Here is a 19,289-nt window from a genome sequence, read left to right as displayed (position 1 = left end):
CAAGAAGATGATTGTATGTTACAGATGAAACGTGTTTATGAAGCCGCCAGTCCGGCCGATGGCTATCGCATTTTGGTGGATCGACTTTGGCCGCGGGGTGTCGCTAAAACAACGGCGCAATTAGAGGACTGGAATAAGGCGATTACGCCGACGACTGAATTACGCCGTTGGTTTGACCATGAACCCGCTAAGTTTCCGGCATTTAAAACCCGCTATTTAGCTGAAATTGCCGATAATCCGGCTTGGCCCGCATTTGAACAACAAATCCGCCAACAATTAGCGGTCGGCAACGTCACGTTAGTCTATGCTGCGAAGGATCCCGAGTATAATCATGTGGTGATTTTATTAGCACTTTTAAAAAAGGCCCTTGACAGTTAGCTAAGATGTTTGCTATATTTGTTTGCAACTATATCTAAAACGTGCTATGCTGTATAGTGTATTTTTGTGCTGATAATCCGTAGAAGTCGCATTTCATTGTGAGGTGCGGCTTTTACAGTCTTAGGTACAATTTGATAATGTGAGGTGAGACCAATGGCGAGTAAGATTCCAGAAGAAGTTCTCGATGATATTCGGCGCCAAACCAATATTGTTGATGTTGTTGGTCAATATGTTCAATTAAAAAAAGCCGGCAAGAATTTATTCGGCACTTGTCCGTTTCATGACGAAAAGACGCCCTCGTTTTCAGTCAACGAGGAAAAACAGATTTTTCACTGTTTCTCGTGTGGCCGTGGGGGCAACGTCTTTAAATTCTTAATGGAAATGGAACAATTAAGTTTTCCAGAGGCGGTTGCTAAGGTCGCTGATTTCGTTGGTGCTGACCTGGCAAGTACTTTTCGACCCGTGCAAGGGAGTCGCGAATCTAGTGAAGTTGTGGCCCTTAAACAGCTTTATGAAGAAGCCAGTAAGTTATTTAAGCATGTTTTAACGAGTACCGTTGCGGGTCAACCCGCGTTGGATTATCTACACCAACGGGATTTAACCGATTCGTTGATTGAAACCTTTGATATTGGTTTTTTACCGGATCAAGGCGATTTATTATTAACGTTCTTCCAAAATCGGGAGATTGACTATCAAACGTTACGCCAATCGGGTCTGTTTGTGGAAACGCAAACCGGTAAATTACATGATCGCTTCTCAGGACGGGTCATGTTTCCAATTCGGAACGCACAGGGTGCGGTTATTGCATTTTCGGGACGGGTTTTACAAGCGACACCGGATCAACCGAAGTATTTAAATAGCCCAGAGACGCCAATCTTTAATAAGCGCAAAGTGTTATTTAATTTCGATTTAGCGAAAGCAACGATTCATCAAGATAAGCGCGTTTATCTGTTTGAAGGCTTCATGGATGTGATTGCCGCGTATTCTGCGGGAATCCAAAACGGCGTCGCTTCGATGGGGACGAGTTTAACCAGTGAACAATTAAGTTTACTGACCCACCAAGCGCAAGAATTGGTCGTTTGCTATGATGGCGATCAGCCCGGGATTGAAGCGATGAAACGGGCGATTGGCTTGCTTGGTCAACATTCAACTTTGGAATTAGGGGTTGTCGTGTTGCCGAGTGGGGCCGATCCGGATGAATACGTGCGGCAATTCGGTGCGGAACAATTTCGCGAAACATTGCAAAAAGGGGTTGAAACACCGACCGCTTTTGAATTACGCTATTTAAAACAGGGGTTAAATTTAACCAATGAAAAAGATCAATTAGATTATGTGCAACAAGCTTTGGCCGTCGTGGCCCAAATTGATTCACCACTCGAAATCGAGGTCTATCTTAAACAAATCGAAGAAACCAGCGGTATCACCATTGACACGTTGAAACGGCAATTACAGACGGTGCGGGTTAAAAACGTTACCAGTCAACCGTTGCAACCATCAGTGCAACGTGGGGGTCCCGATAGTTATGATGAACCGCCAATGTTAGTTGATGAGGCTGCCATACCCGTTAATCGGGGGAATGCGCCGCAACAACGACAAGTCAAACGGCTATCGAAAATCGAGCACGCGGAACAAGAGATTTTACACATGCTGATGCGCCATGAAGATGTACGCTTACAGTTGGAGAATAACGCTGATTTTAGTTTTGTCCACACGCCGTATCAATTGATTTATGAATTGTGGCGCGCGTATTTAGACGAAGGGCACGTTGCTGATATCGCGGGATTTACCACTTATATTCCGGATGATCTGCAAAGCTTGGTGATTCAAATCGACTTGTTGGCACTACCTGAAGAGGCTAATCAAGAAGCGTTAAACGATTGTTTATACGTGATCGGTCAAAATTCGGTTCAAGAACAATTAAAAATGGCAAAAATTGCTTTAAGTGAAGCGAGAAAATTGGGCAACCAGGATGAAGAATTCCGGTTAACTCTAGAAGTAATACGACTTATTGGGATAATGCAATAAGTTATTTAATTAGGAGGTTTCTGCATGGCTGATAAGAAAAAAGCTGATACTAAGAAATTTGATACGGCGGTTAAAGCCTTAATTAAGGAATATAAACCAAAAAAAGAAATCACCAATGATGAATTGGTTGCTAAAATTGTGAAACCTTTTGCTTTAAAATCCAAAGAAACAAATGAGTTAATGCAAAAAGTAGAAGATCAAGGGATTAGTATTGTCGATGCAGACGGGAACCCTAGTGTTGCAACGCTCAAAAAAGAAAAAGTCTCCGCTAAAGAATTAAAAGATATGACAGCTCCGACTGGGATTAAGATTAATGATCCAGTCCGGATGTATTTGAAGGAAATTGGCCGTGTCTCTCTTTTGAATGCTGAACAAGAAGTTGAATTGGCGTTACGGATCGAAAAGGGCGAACAAGAAGCTAAGCAACGTTTAGCCGAAGCCAATTTACGATTAGTGGTTTCAATTGCGAAACGCTACGTTGGCCGTGGGATGCAATTCTTGGATTTAATCCAAGAAGGGAACATGGGCTTGATGAAAGCCGTTGAAAAATTTGATCACCGTAAAGGGTTCAAGTTCTCAACTTACGCCACATGGTGGATTCGTCAGGCGATTACGCGTGCGATTGCCGATCAAGCCCGGACTATTCGGATTCCAGTCCACATGGTTGAAACGATTAATAAATTAATTCGGATTCAACGTCAATTACTCCAAGATTTAGGTCGCGAACCAACGCCTGAAGAAATTGGGGCTGAAATGGATATGAATACCGATAAGGTTCGTGAAATCTTGAAGATTGCGCAAGAACCCGTCTCACTTGAAACACCTATCGGGGAAGAGGACGACTCACACCTAGGTGATTTCATTGAAGATCAAGATGCAACGAGTCCTGAAGATCACGCTTCTTACGAATTGTTGAAAGAACAATTGGAAAGTGTCCTAGATACTTTAACGGATCGTGAAGAAAACGTCTTACGGTTACGTTTCGGTTTAGACGATGGTCGGACACGGACCCTTGAAGAAGTCGGTAAAGTCTTCGGTGTTACCCGGGAACGGATTCGTCAAATCGAAGCCAAAGCATTACGGAAATTACGTCACCCATCACGTTCAAAACAATTAAAAGACTTTTTAGAATAAAAGAGTGCTAATTTGAATGGGTCAGGCTTTGAGGATTAATATAGAAATGGCGCTGTTGGTTGCTCTTAACCGACAGCGCCATTTTTTATTAACTACAAAAGGCTATTCAAAGGAGCACGTTTAATCAGTATCAATCGAGTACTAAACTGAAAATAACGTTATCCAGTTTTTGGATAATGTTATTTTTGATTTAGACGGAGGTTGATGAGTGAAATCGTGCGGTGAATTGACTATTTTCTAATGTCGACGATTTGTTAATAAGGCGATTGGTGAACTCAATAGAACAATCACGGCATTTGTGATAAAAACTTTTGAAAAAGCATGACTTAGTTGCTCGTTCTTTGTTTTTTTGATGGTATTCAGTGCAGATACTATTTCTTCCCTTTGTGCTAATAATTTAATTGAAACGCCAATTTCTTTTTGTGCATTGACTAAAGTGCTTGTTTTAGAAGCAATCAAATAAATATTTTTAGATAGATTGGTATCAACTTTTGATAGATTTATAAGATAGTTAGAACTGGTCTGATTGCCCAAAGCCACCTTGTGCATTGCAAGATATATATCATGATAGGGACTCTTGATTGAAGGGACTGGTAACCGATTAGTCTGTTTAGCGGCCTTAATGATTTCTTTGGTATTAATTTTTCGACCGACGTTGTTTTCTTTATTCGAGTCTTTGGTATCGAAGCCCTGTTTGATGACAGCATTAGCGGCCATTTTAACTGGCTTAGAAAGTACTCGGGTATCAATTTGAGTATAAGCCGTCTGTTGGATATTATGTTTGGCAACGTTAATATTTTGGTTGAGTAATGTAACGAGGATGGCGATTCCGAGACACTGGCCAATATATCTTGAGGCATTCACAATTCCGGAACCAATCCCAACCTTGTCTTTTGGTAGATATTCAATGGCGGCAGTTAGCGACATCGCCGTGAACCCCAGGCCAATTCCGACGATAATGTTGCTACAAACAATGATTGATTGCGGCATATTAACGGACATGAAAGAAAGCATAATAAGACCACAAGTCGTTATTATGAGACCGATACCAATTAGTAACGTACTACTTATTTTTTGATACATTTTGGTCGCCAAAGGCATACTGATTGTGATTGCTAAAGAGGTTGGAATAATAAGGTACGCAGCGTGTAATGTTGAGTAGCCACGAATATTTTGTAAAAAATAATTGAGAATCAGAGAGGGACTAATAATCGTCATTCCGAATAATAGATAAATAAGGGTCGAGGCTGTAAAAGTGCGTTCTTTAAAAAGAGTTAGTTCAATCAATGGCGATTCTACAGTGTGTTCAATCCGGATAAAAATCATTAAACTGATGAGACTAATCGCAAAACTGCTGATAATCATTAAAGATAACCAGCCATACGTATGGGCCTCCAATAAGCCAAAAGTGATGCCACTTAAGGTCAGCGTTAAAAAAAACATGCCGAACCAATCAATATTATTTTGTAAAGTGACATCGTATGATTCTTGTGTACCCCATAAAATTGCGAAGAAAGCTAAAATGGATAAAGGTATATTGATGCCAAAAATCCACTGATAATTGGTTGAGTTGATGATGATGCCACCAATTGCTGGACCACCTGCTGCGGCAAGTGCACTGGCGGCACCCATAATGGCAGTAATTTTACTCGTATTTTTTTTGCCAAATAATTCAATCCCCATAGGTAGGACAATGGGTGTTAATATCGCTCCGCCAACGCCTTGGAAAAAGCGATAAATGATTAGCGTCGTTAAAGACTGGGCGGTCATACAAGCAAATGAGAATAGGCCAAATAAAATAATTCCCCAGAGCATGACTTTTTTACGACCATAGATATCCGCAATTTTAGCGGCGGTTATGATAAAAACGGCCATTGCTAAGGCGTATATCGTACTAACCCAACTGGTGTTGGTCAAATTACTGTGTAAATCCGCCATAATATTGGGCAAGGCAATATTGACGATTGTTGCATCCAAAGCGCCCATAAACATTGCTAAGGTCAATCCTGTGAATCCAAATATTTTTCTGATTTTCAACATAGATGTCCACTCCAAAATCTTAAAATTAGACATGTCTTGATAACTTTTATATTTTGACACACGTGAGTCATAAGTTATACACTCATATTAGATATTTGGATTAAAAAAGTAAATGGGTTATTCTGAATCTTAATTCTTGACTCAGATTAGCTCAAATGAGTTTAACGAATAAAATTGGAGGCTTAAAGATGCCGAATAGAATGTCTCTACAAACACGTCATAAACTAACTAGCGCTTTTTTTACGTTGTTAGAAAATAAGAATTATGAAGAACTAACGGTAATCGATATTGCCAATGAAGCACAAGTTTCTAGGCGGACTTTTTATCGTGCTTACCAAGGAAAAGGACAATTGTTGGATGATTATCTAAATAGTATTTTGGAAAGTTGGTCACTGTATGTCGAGCATCATCCGGTGAAAGATTACGGTGACCTGATTGATTTGATGTTTAATTTTTGGCAACAATTCGTACCTGAATTAACGTTATTGGTGAACGCAAACTTATCAACTTTGATACTGGATAAATATAATCAGGTTTTTCCAACCTATTTTGAAAAATTTCGTTTAGAAAATAAAAATGTTAGTTGGCACAGTACGGTTAATAATTCCATCATGAGCAAATATGTCTCGCGATTGAGCGTTGGGGCGCTATGGAACGTTTTTTCTGGCTGGTTATTGAATCCTGATGAGATAACACTGCACGATTTGGGGGAGTTGGTTAAAAAAGAATCCCATTTACTAGGATAAGTAGGATTAGCGACAAATTAATAGTTTTTCATAATGACTAGTGGCAACAAAGTTATTTAAATTTGGTATACTTAAGGTATTATAAATCAAAGCAGAACTGGGGTTTTATTTTGTCAGGAATTCATTTATCGAAGCGACTCGCAACGGTTGCCCAATTTGTACCAGAAAATAGTCGGTTGGCTGATATCGGGTCGGATCACGCCTTTTTACCGATTTATTTAAGTCAGCAGAAACGGATTCAAGCCGCAGTCGCTGGTGAAGTCATCGCGGGCCCCTTCGAGATTGCCCACCAACACGTTCAAAATTATGGGTTGCAAACCACCATCGATGTCCGGCTGGGTGACGGATTAGAAGTCCTTTCGCCAACTGATGATGGGATTGATTGTATCGTGATTGCCGGCATGGGTGGTTTATTAATCACCGAAATTTTAGAACGTGGCCAACAGCATTTAAACGGGCATGAACGTTTAATTTTGCAAGCCAACATTACTGAACCAGCTGTTCGCGAATGGTTAATGAACCATGATTATCAAATTATTGATGAGGACATCGTGGCTGAAGAAAATCATATTTATGAGGTGATTGTGGCTGAACCAACTGTGACACCAGTCCGTTATACGGAGAGTCAATTATTATTTGGCCCGGTTTTAATGCAAAAAAAGCCCACTGATTTCATCACGAAATGGACACAGATGCGGACCAAACGGCACCATCTGTTAGGGCAATTGGAACAAGCGCAAAGCGCACCCGTCACTAAAGTGCAAGAGGTTCAACACGAGTTGCAATTAATTGAGGAGATGATGGCAACATGGCAATGATGATCGCCGCTGATTTAATCAGCGCAATTGAAAATTACGCACCGCTAGCGTTAAAAGAAGAACACGATCCAACCGGTTTTCAGATTGGCCGCCGGGATAAAGTCGTTAAACGGGTTTTAGTGACGCTAGACGTCCGCCCGGAAGTCGTGCAAGAAGCGATTGATCAAAACATTGATTTTATTTTCGCCCACCATCCGGTGATGTTTCGGCCGGCGCGAAATTTAGATTTAGCGATTCCCCAAAATCAAATGTACGCGGATTTGATTCGGCACGATATTACGGTTTACGCCGCCCATACCAACTTGGATAAAACCCAAGGCGGGATGAATGATTGGTTAGCGAAAGCTTTACAATTAACCGACGTTGAACCATTTAACGTGACCAGTTACGTCCCAATGGCTAAACTGGTGACGTTCGTGCCGGTTAGCCATGAGAAGACGGTCCGTGAAGCTTTAAATCGAGCGGGTGCTGGTCGCATTGGCGATTATACCGACTGTAGCTTCAGTTTAACCGGGACTGGTCGCTTTACACCGGATACGTTAGCAACGCCATTTATCGGCCAAAAGAACCAAGCGGAAGCAGTTACGGAAGTTAAGCTGGAAGTCACATTTCCCCAAAGCCAAGCACCGCAAATGATTGCCGCGATGTTAGCGGCCCATCCGTATCAAGAACCGGTTTACGATTTAATTTCATTAGCGAATCAACAACAACCAATCGGAATTGGGCGCATTGGGCAAGCCGCAACGCCGATGACGGTTCGTGATTATGCGCAATTCGTCTGTGAAACCTTTGATGTTGCGGGGTTACGTCTGATTTCGGATACGCCCGACAAGTTAGTTAAGCGCGTGGCGGTTGTAGGCGGTGATGGTGGTAAATTCTATCCCGCCGCAATCCAGGCGCAAGCTGATGTCTATATTACTGGCGACGTCTATTACCATACGGGGCACGACATGTTGGCGGATGGGTTGTCGGTCATTGATCCGGGACACCACGTTGAAAGCATTGTTAAGACGGAAATGACCAAACTTTTTGAAGAATGGGTCCAAGAAAATGATTGGCAAGTCACGATTATTGAATCTCAGCGAAATACTGATCCGTTTACATTTATTTTTAATGCGAAATAAGTTAGAATATGATTAGTGTTAAATAATATCTAGGAGGCTACACCATGGCTAAATATGAAGAATTGATTCCGCGTTTTCTAGAATATGTACAAACTGAAACACGTTCTGACGAAAACGCAACAACTAGTCCATCAACAGAAACGCAAGTGGTTTTTCTACACAAATTGGTGGGTGATTTAAAGGAAATTGGTTTAAGCGATGTTAAGTATAACGAAAGTAATGGTTATGTCACAGCGCTATTACCAAGTAATATTGATAAAAAAGTGCCAACAATGGGCTTCTTATCACACATTGATACAGCTGATTTCAATGCCAAAGGTGTTAATCCTCAAATCGTTGAAAATTATGATGGCGAATCAATCATCAAATTGGACGCTGCTGGTAAATTCGTATTAGATCCTAGCGAATTTCCTAACATGAAAAATTATAAAGGCCAAACTTTAATTACAACTGACGGTTCAACTTTATTGGGTTCTGATGACAAATCAGGGGTGGCCGAAGTCATTACCGCCATGGATTATTTAATCCAACATCCAGAAGTTAAACATGGCGACATCAAGATCGGCTTAGGACCAGATGAAGAAATCGGCACTGGCGCTGATCACTTTGATGCTAAAGATTTCGCCACTGATTTTGCTTACACAATGGATGGTGGTCCAATTGGTCAACTTGAATATGAAACATTTAACGCCGCTGGGATGAAAGTTGATATTCAAGGTAAGAACGTGCATCCTAGTGAAGCCAAGAATATCATGATTAATGCGATTCAGGTTGCGGTTGATTTCCAAGATGCTTTGCCACAAGATGAAGTCCCTGAAAAGACTGATGGTCGTCAAGGGTTCTTCCATTTATGTAACTTAGAAGGCACGGTTGATGAAGCTCATATGGATTACATCATTCGTGATTTCGAACGAAATGGTTTAGAAGCTCGGAAAGCAGTTGCCAATAAGGTCGTTGATCAAATGAACGCTAAATACGGTGAAGGCCGTGTCGTTGCCACTATTAAAGATCAATATTACAACATGGCTGAAATTCTTAAAGATCATATGGACGTGGTTAACTTGGCAAAAGATGCCATGGAAGCCATCGATATCAAACCATTGATCGAACCCGTACGTGGTGGGACAGATGGTTCTAAGATTTCATTCATGGGGATTCCAACACCAAACGTCTTTGCCGGCGCTGAAAACATGCACGGTCGTTACGAATTCGTTTCAATCGAAACGATGGAAAAAGCGGTTGATACAATGTTGAAGATGAACGACTTAAACGTTGAACGTAACTAAAAATAAAAGTTAGAAAAAGCCTATCTCGAACTTGAGGTAGGCTTTTTTGGTTGGATTAAAGGTTAAAGTAAGCTTTTTAATTGGTCAATCGGTAACTGGCCAGAGGCGCTTGGTGTCTCAAGATACCCAAACGTTAGACAACTGCCAAACTGGCCACCGAGAATTCGAGAAGCTTGGCCCAGTTCCGACATCGCCATCGTAATTAATGGATGCGGATCTTGTTCAGTGAATTGGCGCGTGACGTCTAAGAGGCGCATTGTATCACTTTTAGTTTGAGCAGTTGTCGCCAGCTTAACGATGTCAATCACCGGTTCGGCGGCCATTGCGGCTAATTCTTGTTGTAAAATGGCCGTTGGTTTAGTCGCAACTAAATCGTGTTGGCTTAAAATCACTTGGTAGCCTGCAGTTTGTGCGAGTTGACCTAGACTTTGGCGCGTTGCGAGTGGAACGTGCCATTCAAGGTCAATTAGTTGACCGATATGTTGTTTGATTAACGTTTGATAAAGTGTTTGATAGGCCGCTAGATTACCGTTAAATTGGCCGCCGTCATGTTTAGTACGGATTGTCAGAATCAACGGCCGATCAATTTGATTAATGAGTTGTGCCGCGGTTAGTAGATCAGCGGGAACTTGCCAAGCATCTAACCGCCATTCAACGAAATCGATGGCGCTTAGTTTAGCGGTAACTTGTTGAATGAGTCTGTGACAATCCACCAAATTTTGGGGACTGATTGAAACGGCGGTTTGGATTGTGCCGGTTTTAAGTACGGGTTCGTGAACATTTAGAGTCATCTGTATGACTTCCTATCCTTTTTAATAGTTTTCATGAAAATTTCTTTTAAGCTAAATTAAGGCTCGTCTTTATTTTAGCGAAAGAATCGGGAATAGGCAATTTAAAGATTAATGAGCGTTAAATAGTATAGCCCCCTAATGAATTCTAAAAAGGGATTTAAAAAATAAGCAAATTACAGTATGATAGTGGGTAGAGGTATTCGCAATGATATCAGGTCAGACAGCTCTTTACGGACTAGTTGCACATCCTGCGCGACATAGTTTATCCCCAAAAATTCAGAACCAATGGTTTTCAGAAAAACAGATTGATGCGCGCTACGCCGCTTTTGATACCCAAGCAAGTGCTCGCGAAGTGGTTCAAGCGATTCAGACACTCGGGATTGCCGGCGTTAATTTATCGATGCCCTATAAACAGGCGTTGTTTCCGTTGATCACTGAATTAAGTTCAACGGCCCAATTGATTGGCGCCATTAATACGGTTAAAAATCAAAACGGTTATTTAAGCGCAACTTCGACTGACGGTGCTGGTTTTTGGCAAGCCTTTAAACGGGTCAATCCTAACCAGCCAGTTCAACAGCTAGTTGTTCTGGGGGCTGGTGGTGCTGCGCTAGCGGTAATCGAAGCGGCCGGTCGAGCAGGCGTGCAACAGGTGACCGTTTTTAAACGGCAAAATGCAACTTTTGCGCAGGTTCAAGCGCAATTACAAGCGATTAGTCGCTATCATGATTTAACGATTGAAGTTGTACCCTATGAAGCAACTGCGCTGATGACAACTGCTTTAAAAACGGCTGATTGTGTGGTTAACGCCACCAATATTGGCATGGCGCTAACCCCTGGCTTACCAATCGAAGCGGCATTGATTGACCAGATTAAACAACAAGCCGTCGTCGTCGACTTAATCTATGCGCCACAAGCAACCGCCTTTTTAAACAAGTGTCGGCAACGGCAATTAGTTTGTCAGAACGGGTTAGGGATGCTCATCGAACAAGCCGCGTTGAGCTTTCAATTCTGGATGGGCCAAACAATTGACACCACCAATATGTACCAACAATTAATGGAGGAATTTTAATTATGATTATTCAATTTAAAACTAGTGCGCCCCAAACTTTAATTCAAGCCTTTTGTGACCGCCAAACAGCGGCCGAGAAAGTCGTTTACCAAGTGAAACACCATGTCGCTATCATCGGTGCTAAAGCAGTCACGTTAACTGATGACGAACAGGCCAATGTTGATTCTATCAGTAATGATGATCCCAGCGCGGTATTAAGCAGTCGTTTGTTCCAACCGGAAGAGACGATTATTAAACTACCCCACACTGAAATCGGGGGTCGTGAATTTACGATGATGGCGGGGCCTTGTTCCGTCGAATCAGCCGATCATATTATGGCGATGGCCAAAGTCGCTAAAGCCGGTGGCGCCACGTTACTCCGTGGGGGTGCTTATAAACCGCGGACATCACCTTATTCATTCCAAGGAATGGGCGAAGAAGGCCTAATCGCATTACGCAAAGCGGCCGATGCCAACCAGATGGACGTGATTACCGAAGTCATGGACGAAACACATGTCGATTTGATTGCTAAATACACAGATGTTTTCCAAATTGGTGCCCGAAATATGCAAAACTTCTCATTATTAAAAGCAGTTGGTAAAACCAACGTTCCCGTCGCTTTAAAACGCGGGTTAGCAGCCACCGTTGATGACTTATTAAACGCGGCCGAATACATCGCCGCCAACGGTAACCAACAAATCATGTTACTCGAACGCGGGATTCGGACGTTCGATAATAAATATACGCGGAATACGTTCGATTTAAACGCGGTACCGGTGTTACAAAAATTAACGCATTTCCCAGTGATCGTTGATCCAAGTCACGCCACTGGCGAATGGGACCTAGTGACCCCAATGGCGCGCGCAGGTGTCGCAACGGGCGCTAGTGGGATGATGGTCGAAATTCATGACGATCCCGAACACGCTTTTTCGGATGGTCCCCAAGCCTTGAAACCAGCGACTTATTTGAAAATGTGCGAACAAGTTCAAGCGATTCATACGTTAATGCAAGAATGGTAGGCTGATCATGACAATTGTGGACGTTCAATTGACCCATAAACAATATCAAGTTAAAATTCAAACCGGTCTTGCGGCTCAATTTGGGACTGAAGTGGCCGCCGTTTGGCAACCATGCCGCATTGCTTTGGTGACCGATACGACGGTTGGTCCGCTGTATCTAGTGCAAGTGCAAACACAATTAACCGCGGCTGGCTTTCAGGTCTTACCAATCACGGTCCCCGCGGGTGAAAAATCAAAATCGTTGGCACAAACAGCGTTATTGTATGAACAACTCTTAACCGCGGGTTTTAATCGTGGTGATGGTGTGATTGCTCTCGGTGGGGGTGTCGTTGGCGATTTAGCCGGCTTCGTGGCCTCAACTTATATGCGCGGGATTCGCTTCATTCAAATCCCAACGTCTTTATTAGCACAGGTCGACAGTAGTGTTGGTGGCAAGACGGCGATTGATTTACCTGCTGGTAAAAATCTAGTCGGGACTTTTTATCAACCGGATTTAGTGTTGATTGATCCAGAGATGCTGGCGACGTTAGCACCCCGCCATTTGGTGGAAGGGTACGCCGAAATTGTCAAAATGGCCGCTTTAACGGGTGGCGATTTTTGGCAACTGGTTAACCTGATCCAAGAGGCAACTGGAATTTTGGCGCATGCTGAAGCGTTAATCACTAAGAGTATTGCGTTCAAAGCGCAAATTGTGATGGCCGATGAACAAGAAGGTGGTCAACGCCGGATTCTAAATCTGGGCCATACGATTGGGCACGCCGTTGAAGCTTTAGCGGACGGCCAATTGATGCACGGTGAAGTAGTCAGTATTGGACTGGTCGCCATCGCGCGAATTTTCGAACAAAAAGGGTTAAGTCCACAAGGATTAACTGATCAACTAATTAATTTATTACAATCGGTTGGCTTACCCGTAACGACGCCCTATTTAACGGATTCACGGTTATTGGAACGGATTAGCCATGATAAGAAGAATCAAGGCCAAGGGTTACATCTGATTTATTTGGCGCAAGTCGGCCAACCACGGGAAATTGTTGTCCCACAAACCGATGTGCAAGCTTATTTAGGGTTAGATTAGGAGAAAATGATATGCGCTATATGACAGCTGGCGAATCACACGGCCCGCAATTAACTGGGATTATCGAAGGCTTTCCGGCCGGATTAACCATTGATATCGATTTGATTAATCAACGCCTGGCCCAACGTCAAGGGGGTTACGGACGTGGTCAACGGATGCAGATTGAAGCTGATCAAGTCGAAATCATGGGTGGTGTACGCCATTTGGTTACATTAGGTGCACCGATTTGTTTGGTGATTCAAAATCGCGACCACGCTAATTGGGGTGTGATTATGGCGCCAACCGAAACGGGTGATGCGGTGCAAGACCGCAAACGTTCCATTAGCACGCCACGGCCCGGTCACGCTGATTTAGTTGGCGGTCTTAAATACCAACAGACCGACCTGAGAAACGTCTTAGAACGTTCCAGTGCGCGGGAAACAGCGATGAGAGTGGCGATTGGCGCATTGTGCGAACAATTGTTAGCGCAACTCGATATTTCAGTGTTAGGTTATGTCACGGGGATTGGTTCGTTTACAACGCAACCGGTCGACTTATTAGCCCCTGATTTAGCTGAATTACGGGCCAAGATTGAACATAACGACTTACGGTTATTGAACGACTCGGATGATCAATCGGCCATCGCTGTGATTGAAGCTGCCAAAGCAGCACGGCATACGCTCGGTGGGACGGTTCAAGTGTTAGCGACGGGGTTACCAGCCGGACTCGGTGATTATACGACTGTAGGTTCAAAACTAGACGGTCGTTTGGCGCAAAGCATCAGTAGTATCAACGCGATTAAAGGCGTCAGCTTTGGCGATGGTTTTGCATTAGGTCAGCTAGCCGGCAATCAAGCGCAAGACCCTATCGAATGGGCCGCGGCAACAGGCTATACCCGAGCTTCGAACCATTTAGGCGGTCTTGAAGGTGGCATGACTAACGGCTTGCCACTCGTGATTAATGCGGTCATGAAACCCATTCCGACTCAGATGAAACCGTTAGCGACCGTTGAGATTAACCAACATCAACTGGCCGCAGCCTCGACGGAACGTTCGGACGTGGTCGCGGTGACCGCCGCCAGTGTCGTGGCCGAAGCGATGACCGGCATTACGTTATGCGAAGTGATTTTGGAAACGTTTGGTGGTCAAACCGTCAGTCGGTTACAAAGTCGCATGAAAGCCTATCGACAAGAACTACTGGAACGCTAATCGGAGGACGACTATGACCCACGTTTTAAATCAGTTTCCCCAACAATTAAATGGTCAAATTCAGGTGCCCGGTGACAAAAGTATTTCTCATCGCGCGCTGATTTTTGGTGCGGTCGCAAACGGTCGAACAACGATTACCAATTTATTGCTCGCCGAAGACACCCGCAGTACGTTAACGGCGTTGCAAGACTTGGGCATTCAGATTGAACAAAAGGGGACGCAAACGATTGTGACTGGTCAAGGTGGCTTTACCTTTCGGCCACAACAAACCACGTTGCAAATGAACAACGCCGGTACCGCCACCCGCTTGTTATTAGGGTTATTAGTCCGGCAACCACAAGCTTTAACGTTGATTGGTGACCAATCATTATCACAACGGCCAATGCAGCGGGTATTAGCGCCACTCAATCAAATGCGACAGCAAGTAGCGGATAACAAAACGGTTCATTTGCCGATCATAATTCTGGCTAATCAACAACTTGAACCGCTTGATTATCAATTACCAGTGGCGAGCGCTCAAGTTAAAAGCGCTCTGATGTTGGCGGCGATTCAAGCTCCGGGGACCAGCCACATCACGGAAATTGCGCAAACCCGCGATCATACCGAACGACTATTGCGCCAATTTGGAGGGCAGGTGACGACTACAGGGTTGCAGCATACTTTAACCGGTCCCCAACAATTGACGGCCACGGATGTGATCGTCCCAGGCGATTTCTCGGCGGCGGCCTTTTGGTTAACGGCTGGCCTGTTGGTGCCTAATAGTCGAATTAACTTGCCGCAAGTCGGCGTCAACCCCACTCGAACCGGTTTTTTAACGGTCCTAGCGTTAATGGGCGCGACTATTGAACAAACCCAACTATCGGGACCAGAATTTAGCGAACCATTTGCTGACTTGTCAGTAGAAACTCAAGCTTTAACCGGGATTGAAGTATCAGCGACATTGATTCCGAATGTCATCGATGAATTACCGTTAGTCGCTTTATTAGGCACCCAAGCCAGTGGTCAAACGATTGTCCGCCATGCGGCTGAATTACGGGTCAAAGAAACCGACCGGATTTGGGCAATCGTGACTGAACTGCGAAAGCTCGGTGCTAGTATTGAGGAATTACCAGATGGGTTTATCGTGACTGGTCCAACAGTCCTGCATAAGACGAGTCAAGTGCCGCTCAATAGTCATGGCGATCACCGAATCGCGATGATGTTAGAAATTGCTAGCTTACTGACGCCAGATACATTACAATTAGAAGCAACTGATGCAATCGCCATTTCGTATCCAAATTTTGAAAATGATTTACAGGGGTTGATTAACTAGATGCAGCTGATTTTAATTGGATTTATGGGGTCTGGTAAAACGACCATCGCTCGGAAAGTCGCCCATTATTTTAAGTCTCAATGGGTCGATCTTGACCGTTACATCATCGAGGAACAACAAATGAGCATTAATGATATTTTTGCGTTGAAGGGTCAATCAGCCTTTCGCGAAATGGAATTTAATGCGCTCCAACAATTGATTAAACAAGACGGCGTGATTGCAACCGGCGGCGGGATTGTCGATAATGCACAAACCCGTTACTTGTTGCAACAAAGCGGGATTCCCGTCTTTTATTTAAATGGCACCTATGAAGCCCATTGGCGCCGAGTCTCACGCAATGATCGACGACCACTGGTCAACGCGTTAGGCCACGATGGGTTACGGGAGTTATATTACGAACGACGGCCCAAATATTTTCATATGGCGGACTACACGATTTATTTCCAACATAAAACGCCCAACATGATGTTAGCCGAAATTGAGAAACAATTACCCAGAATCGTACAAAAACACGCCAAGAGATTGGCGAAAAAAAGTGCTAAAAAAGTGATGTCAAGTTAATGGTAATGATCGAATAGTCTAAAATAAGGGCTATTTTTTTTGTGGCGAAGAACGAGACAGTGCTGTATGCTATAATTAAACAAACCGACAGTCTGTTTAATAGGGAGGTGTCTATCAGTTGGCTAGAAATAAGTATCCGGAGAAAACTGTTGAAAAAATATTAACCGTTGCAAGAGACCTTTTCTTTCAAAAAGGGTACGATCAAACGACAATGCAGGATATTATTGACCAAGGACTCAGCAAAGGGGCGATTTACCATCATTTCAAATCGAAAAAAGAAATATTTGATCGAATGATGGTGAATCTTGAACAAACCGTAGTGCCAGAAATGAATCAATCACAGAATGCTTGTGAGCAGTTAAAACAATTATTAGGGCAACGGCTGATTGATACGACTAAAATTAATTTATTAAAAAAGGCCCAATCGTTATTTGAGGACCCAAAAGTTTTTGGTGAGTTATATTTTCTAAATATGCAGCAAACGACGCAACAGGTTCAACAATTTATCGTTGCTGGTAATCAAGATGGTTCGATGCATTGTGAGTTTCCGCAAGAAACAGCAGAGTTAGTGGTTCAGTTTTTTAGTATTTGGATTGGCACAGGATTGTATACGGTCACTCAAACACAATTTGAACGAAAAGTACGCTACTATCAAAACTTATTTCATTATTTCGGGGTTGAATTATTAGATGAACATCTGATGGATGAATTAAATCAGTATTATCAGAAGTTCACAGCTGTTTAGAAGCTGTTTGAGTTTTGGACTGTATAATTGAGTAGTAAACTTATTCATTAGCGCTCTTAATTTCATTTGAATACAAAATAAATTCTGGGGAAAGTACGTTCTTGTACTAGATTAATTTTAATTTTTTAGCATGTTTTGAGATCAATCTATCTTTTTGAAATACCAATGATTTTGGATTAATAAAAAATTATGAATTGAGGGTATGGTGTATGTTAAGAAAGATGAAAATGAGTGATTTAGAAAGTTTAAGAGAGTTAAATGCTACACAACTAGGCTATGATGTACCTTTAGAATTGACGAAGAGGCAAATGAAAAAATTACTTGCTGATACTGAAAAACATTTTTTTCTGGTGTGTGAAGATGATTTATTAGGTGAGGTAGTAGGCTATGTTCATGCAGAGCTCTATGAAAACATTTATTCGGAATCGATGTTCAACATATTAGCTTTAGCAGTTTCAAAGAAGTCAGAGAAAAAAGGTGTTGGTAAATCTCTGATGTATGGTGTTGAAGATGAAGCTACTCTTAGAAATATTTCAATGATTAGGTTAAATTCTGGAGAAAACAGAATCGAAGCACATCAATTTTATGAACATATAGGTTACCATTCAGATAAACTTCAAAAACGTTTTTTGAAAAATCTGAATGAATTAAAATAAGAAAGGGACAAGCATGATTAGAAGGAAGGAGAAGATTGAATCCAGAATTAGTAACGGCTATTTAGAAGCCGTTTAATTTTTAGATTATACAAACCGCTAGTCTGTATAATCCATATGTATGGAGGGATTACGATGATAAAAAAAGAAGTCATTAATATTAAAGGTCGAAAATATGGCTACCTATTGTGTGAACAAGCACCGTTTAACCACCCCGTGATTTTATATCTACATGGTGGTCCGGGCAGTCCTGAATATCCAATTTTTCAAACACGGTTAGATAGTGATTACTTACAAGCCTTCAATGTTTGTTACTACGATCACTACGGCTGTGGTTTATCATACGTCAAAAAGCCAACACTGACATTCAATGACTTAATCCAAGATGTGGCGGTGATGGCCACTTACTTGATTCAAAGATATCAGGTTGGCAAAGTATTATTAGTGGGACATTCGTTTGGCTCATACATAGGCATTCAAGCAGCCTATCAATATCCAGAATTATTTAGCGCCTATGTCGGGATTGCCCAATTGGTTAATTCACGTGAATCGGAAGCCAAAATTTATGAACACTTATTAGCGTTATGTCAGACACAAGGCGACTTCAAAAATGTTAACCTATTAAGAAAAAACCAACAAGCCGTTAAAGACCTAACATCGCATTATTTAGCGAAAGTTAAGGGACGCATTATTGCACAATATGGGATTGGACTAACCGTTAAACCGCAAGAACCACATTTTATGATTCGGAATCTACTTAAATTTCGAATCTATTCGGTTAAGAATAAACTTGAGTATATTAAGGGGTTACTGGCAACTTCAAGTATTTTATTACCAGACGTTAAAGAAATTAATATATCGGCTATTCAGCAATACAAAATACCTATTTATTTGATTCATGGACAACATGACTATCAAATAAATAGGGGAGTGACGAAGACTTATTACGCATCAATTAATGCGCCCTTTAAACAAATGATTCACTTCAACCATTCTGCGCATTTTCCAAATTACGAAGAGCCCGAACGGTTCAATCAATTAATGTTATCTATTCAGGCCATGTTTAATTAAGGGTGACGAGTACCCTGATTTTTAATCGCTAAAGTAAAGGCGCAGATGATCAGAATTAAGCCACTAATGAAGAGCGGGGCTGCCCAGTTTTTTAACAGTGTCGTGCCAAGAACGGGTAGGATACCGCCTAACAGTGCTAAGATTACGATGACTGATTTACGAGATTTCATAATGGTACACCTCCTATTGATTTATCATTAGTATAGCACTGCGATGATAGCGTTTACAATTAATGAGCGTTTGATTAGCGCTTTCATGATTAATTTTAGTACAATA

Annotated in this window: 19 protein-coding genes; 16 read left to right on the top strand and 3 right to left on the bottom strand. The window is 42.4% G+C overall.

All coding sequences use genetic code 11. From position 1 onward, the window contains the following. Positions 1 to 15 precede the first annotated feature (15 nt). The 3 genes from ACVPPQ_RS10275 to rpoD all read left to right on the top strand — a co-directional run bounded on the left by ACVPPQ_RS10275 (position 16) and on the right by rpoD (position 3,537). On the top strand, positions 16 to 378 hold the full coding sequence (locus ACVPPQ_RS10275; RefSeq protein WP_463494509.1) for a DUF488 domain-containing protein: 363 nt from the start codon (positions 16 to 18) through the stop codon (positions 376 to 378). A 153-nt stretch (positions 379 to 531) separates the two neighbouring features. Continuing rightward, entirely contained in the window at positions 532 to 2,403 is a 1,872-nt protein-coding gene (dnaG, locus tag ACVPPQ_RS10270; RefSeq protein ID WP_463494507.1) for a DNA primase, read from the top strand. 24 nt (positions 2,404 to 2,427) lie between these two features. Beyond that, positions 2,428 to 3,537 carry an RNA polymerase sigma factor RpoD gene (gene rpoD / locus ACVPPQ_RS10265; RefSeq protein ID WP_025083293.1) on the top strand — a complete coding sequence of 370 codons (1,110 nt, stop codon included), beginning with the start codon at positions 2,428 to 2,430 and terminating at the stop codon, positions 3,535 to 3,537. 237 nt (positions 3,538 to 3,774) lie between these two features. Here the strand turns inward: rpoD and ACVPPQ_RS10260 are convergent, their stop codons facing one another. Next, positions 3,775 to 5,577: a DHA2 family efflux MFS transporter permease subunit gene (locus tag ACVPPQ_RS10260; RefSeq protein ID WP_463494505.1), complete on the bottom strand. Its 1,803-nt coding sequence runs from the start codon at positions 5,575 to 5,577 to the stop codon at positions 3,775 to 3,777. Between the two features lie 188 nt (positions 5,578 to 5,765). On the opposite strand from ACVPPQ_RS10260, the gene ACVPPQ_RS10255 reads away from it, so the two are divergent. From ACVPPQ_RS10255 to pepT, 4 genes are all read left to right on the top strand, one after another. Beyond that, positions 5,766 to 6,323, top strand: a complete 558-nt coding sequence (locus ACVPPQ_RS10255; protein ID WP_463494504.1) for a TetR/AcrR family transcriptional regulator — start codon at positions 5,766 to 5,768, stop codon at positions 6,321 to 6,323. A 110-nt stretch (positions 6,324 to 6,433) separates the two neighbouring features. Further along, complete coding sequence (locus tag ACVPPQ_RS10250) at positions 6,434 to 7,141, top strand: tRNA (adenine(22)-N(1))-methyltransferase (protein WP_463494502.1); 708 nt, start codon at positions 6,434 to 6,436, stop codon at positions 7,139 to 7,141. Beyond that, positions 7,138 to 8,265, top strand: a complete 1,128-nt coding sequence (locus tag ACVPPQ_RS10245; RefSeq protein WP_463496366.1) for a Nif3-like dinuclear metal center hexameric protein — start codon at positions 7,138 to 7,140, stop codon at positions 8,263 to 8,265. The genes ACVPPQ_RS10250 and ACVPPQ_RS10245 overlap by 4 nt, the downstream gene beginning before the upstream one ends. A gap of 44 nt (positions 8,266 to 8,309) precedes the next feature. Continuing rightward, positions 8,310 to 9,551 carry a peptidase T gene (gene pepT, locus ACVPPQ_RS10240; RefSeq protein WP_463494500.1) on the top strand — a complete coding sequence of 414 codons (1,242 nt, stop codon included), beginning with the start codon at positions 8,310 to 8,312 and terminating at the stop codon, positions 9,549 to 9,551. 62 nt (positions 9,552 to 9,613) lie between these two features. Here pepT and aroD read toward each other — a convergent pair whose 3' ends face one another. Continuing rightward, on the bottom strand, positions 9,614 to 10,342 hold the full coding sequence (aroD, locus tag ACVPPQ_RS10235; protein WP_463494498.1) for a type I 3-dehydroquinate dehydratase: 729 nt from the start codon (positions 10,340 to 10,342) through the stop codon (positions 9,614 to 9,616). A gap of 205 nt (positions 10,343 to 10,547) precedes the next feature. On the opposite strand from aroD, the gene aroE reads away from it, so the two are divergent. The 9 genes from aroE to ACVPPQ_RS10190 all read left to right on the top strand — a co-directional run bounded on the left by aroE (position 10,548) and on the right by ACVPPQ_RS10190 (position 19,013). Then, entirely contained in the window at positions 10,548 to 11,411 is an 864-nt protein-coding gene (gene aroE, locus ACVPPQ_RS10230; protein ID WP_463494496.1) for a shikimate dehydrogenase, read from the top strand. 2 nt (positions 11,412 to 11,413) lie between these two features. After that, a complete protein-coding gene (gene aroF / locus ACVPPQ_RS10225; protein WP_463494494.1) occupies positions 11,414 to 12,409 on the top strand; it encodes a 3-deoxy-7-phosphoheptulonate synthase in 996 nt (331 codons plus the stop codon). A gap of 7 nt (positions 12,410 to 12,416) precedes the next feature. After that, complete coding sequence (gene aroB, locus ACVPPQ_RS10220) at positions 12,417 to 13,484, top strand: 3-dehydroquinate synthase (RefSeq protein WP_463494492.1); 1,068 nt, start codon at positions 12,417 to 12,419, stop codon at positions 13,482 to 13,484. 11 nt (positions 13,485 to 13,495) lie between these two features. Beyond that, entirely contained in the window at positions 13,496 to 14,671 is a 1,176-nt protein-coding gene (aroC, locus tag ACVPPQ_RS10215; RefSeq protein ID WP_463494490.1) for a chorismate synthase, read from the top strand. Positions 14,672 to 14,684: 13 nt separating this feature from the next. Further along, complete coding sequence (gene aroA, locus ACVPPQ_RS10210; RefSeq protein ID WP_463494488.1) at positions 14,685 to 15,983, top strand: 3-phosphoshikimate 1-carboxyvinyltransferase; 1,299 nt, start codon at positions 14,685 to 14,687, stop codon at positions 15,981 to 15,983. Then, positions 15,984 to 16,544, top strand: a complete 561-nt coding sequence (locus ACVPPQ_RS10205) for a shikimate kinase (protein ID WP_463494486.1) — start codon at positions 15,984 to 15,986, stop codon at positions 16,542 to 16,544. Between the two features lie 118 nt (positions 16,545 to 16,662). Further along, positions 16,663 to 17,289, top strand: a complete 627-nt coding sequence (locus tag ACVPPQ_RS10200; RefSeq protein ID WP_463494484.1) for a TetR/AcrR family transcriptional regulator — start codon at positions 16,663 to 16,665, stop codon at positions 17,287 to 17,289. Positions 17,290 to 17,498: 209 nt separating this feature from the next. Then, positions 17,499 to 17,945 carry a GNAT family N-acetyltransferase gene (locus ACVPPQ_RS10195; RefSeq protein WP_463494482.1) on the top strand — a complete coding sequence of 149 codons (447 nt, stop codon included), beginning with the start codon at positions 17,499 to 17,501 and terminating at the stop codon, positions 17,943 to 17,945. Positions 17,946 to 18,077: 132 nt separating this feature from the next. Continuing rightward, positions 18,078 to 19,013, top strand: coding sequence for an alpha/beta fold hydrolase (locus ACVPPQ_RS10190; protein ID WP_463494480.1), 936 nt, complete (start codon positions 18,078 to 18,080; stop codon positions 19,011 to 19,013). Here ACVPPQ_RS10190 and ACVPPQ_RS10185 read toward each other — a convergent pair. Further along, on the bottom strand, positions 19,010 to 19,183 hold the full coding sequence (locus ACVPPQ_RS10185) for a hypothetical protein (RefSeq protein ID WP_463494478.1): 174 nt from the start codon (positions 19,181 to 19,183) through the stop codon (positions 19,010 to 19,012). The genes ACVPPQ_RS10190 and ACVPPQ_RS10185 overlap by 4 nt on opposite strands. Positions 19,184 to 19,289 lie beyond the last annotated feature (106 nt).

It is taken from the genome of Latilactobacillus parafuchuensis, from assembly GCF_055271665.1.
The sequence above is the reverse complement of the archived record's forward strand: the minus strand, read 5'-3'. Positions and strand labels throughout refer to the sequence as shown.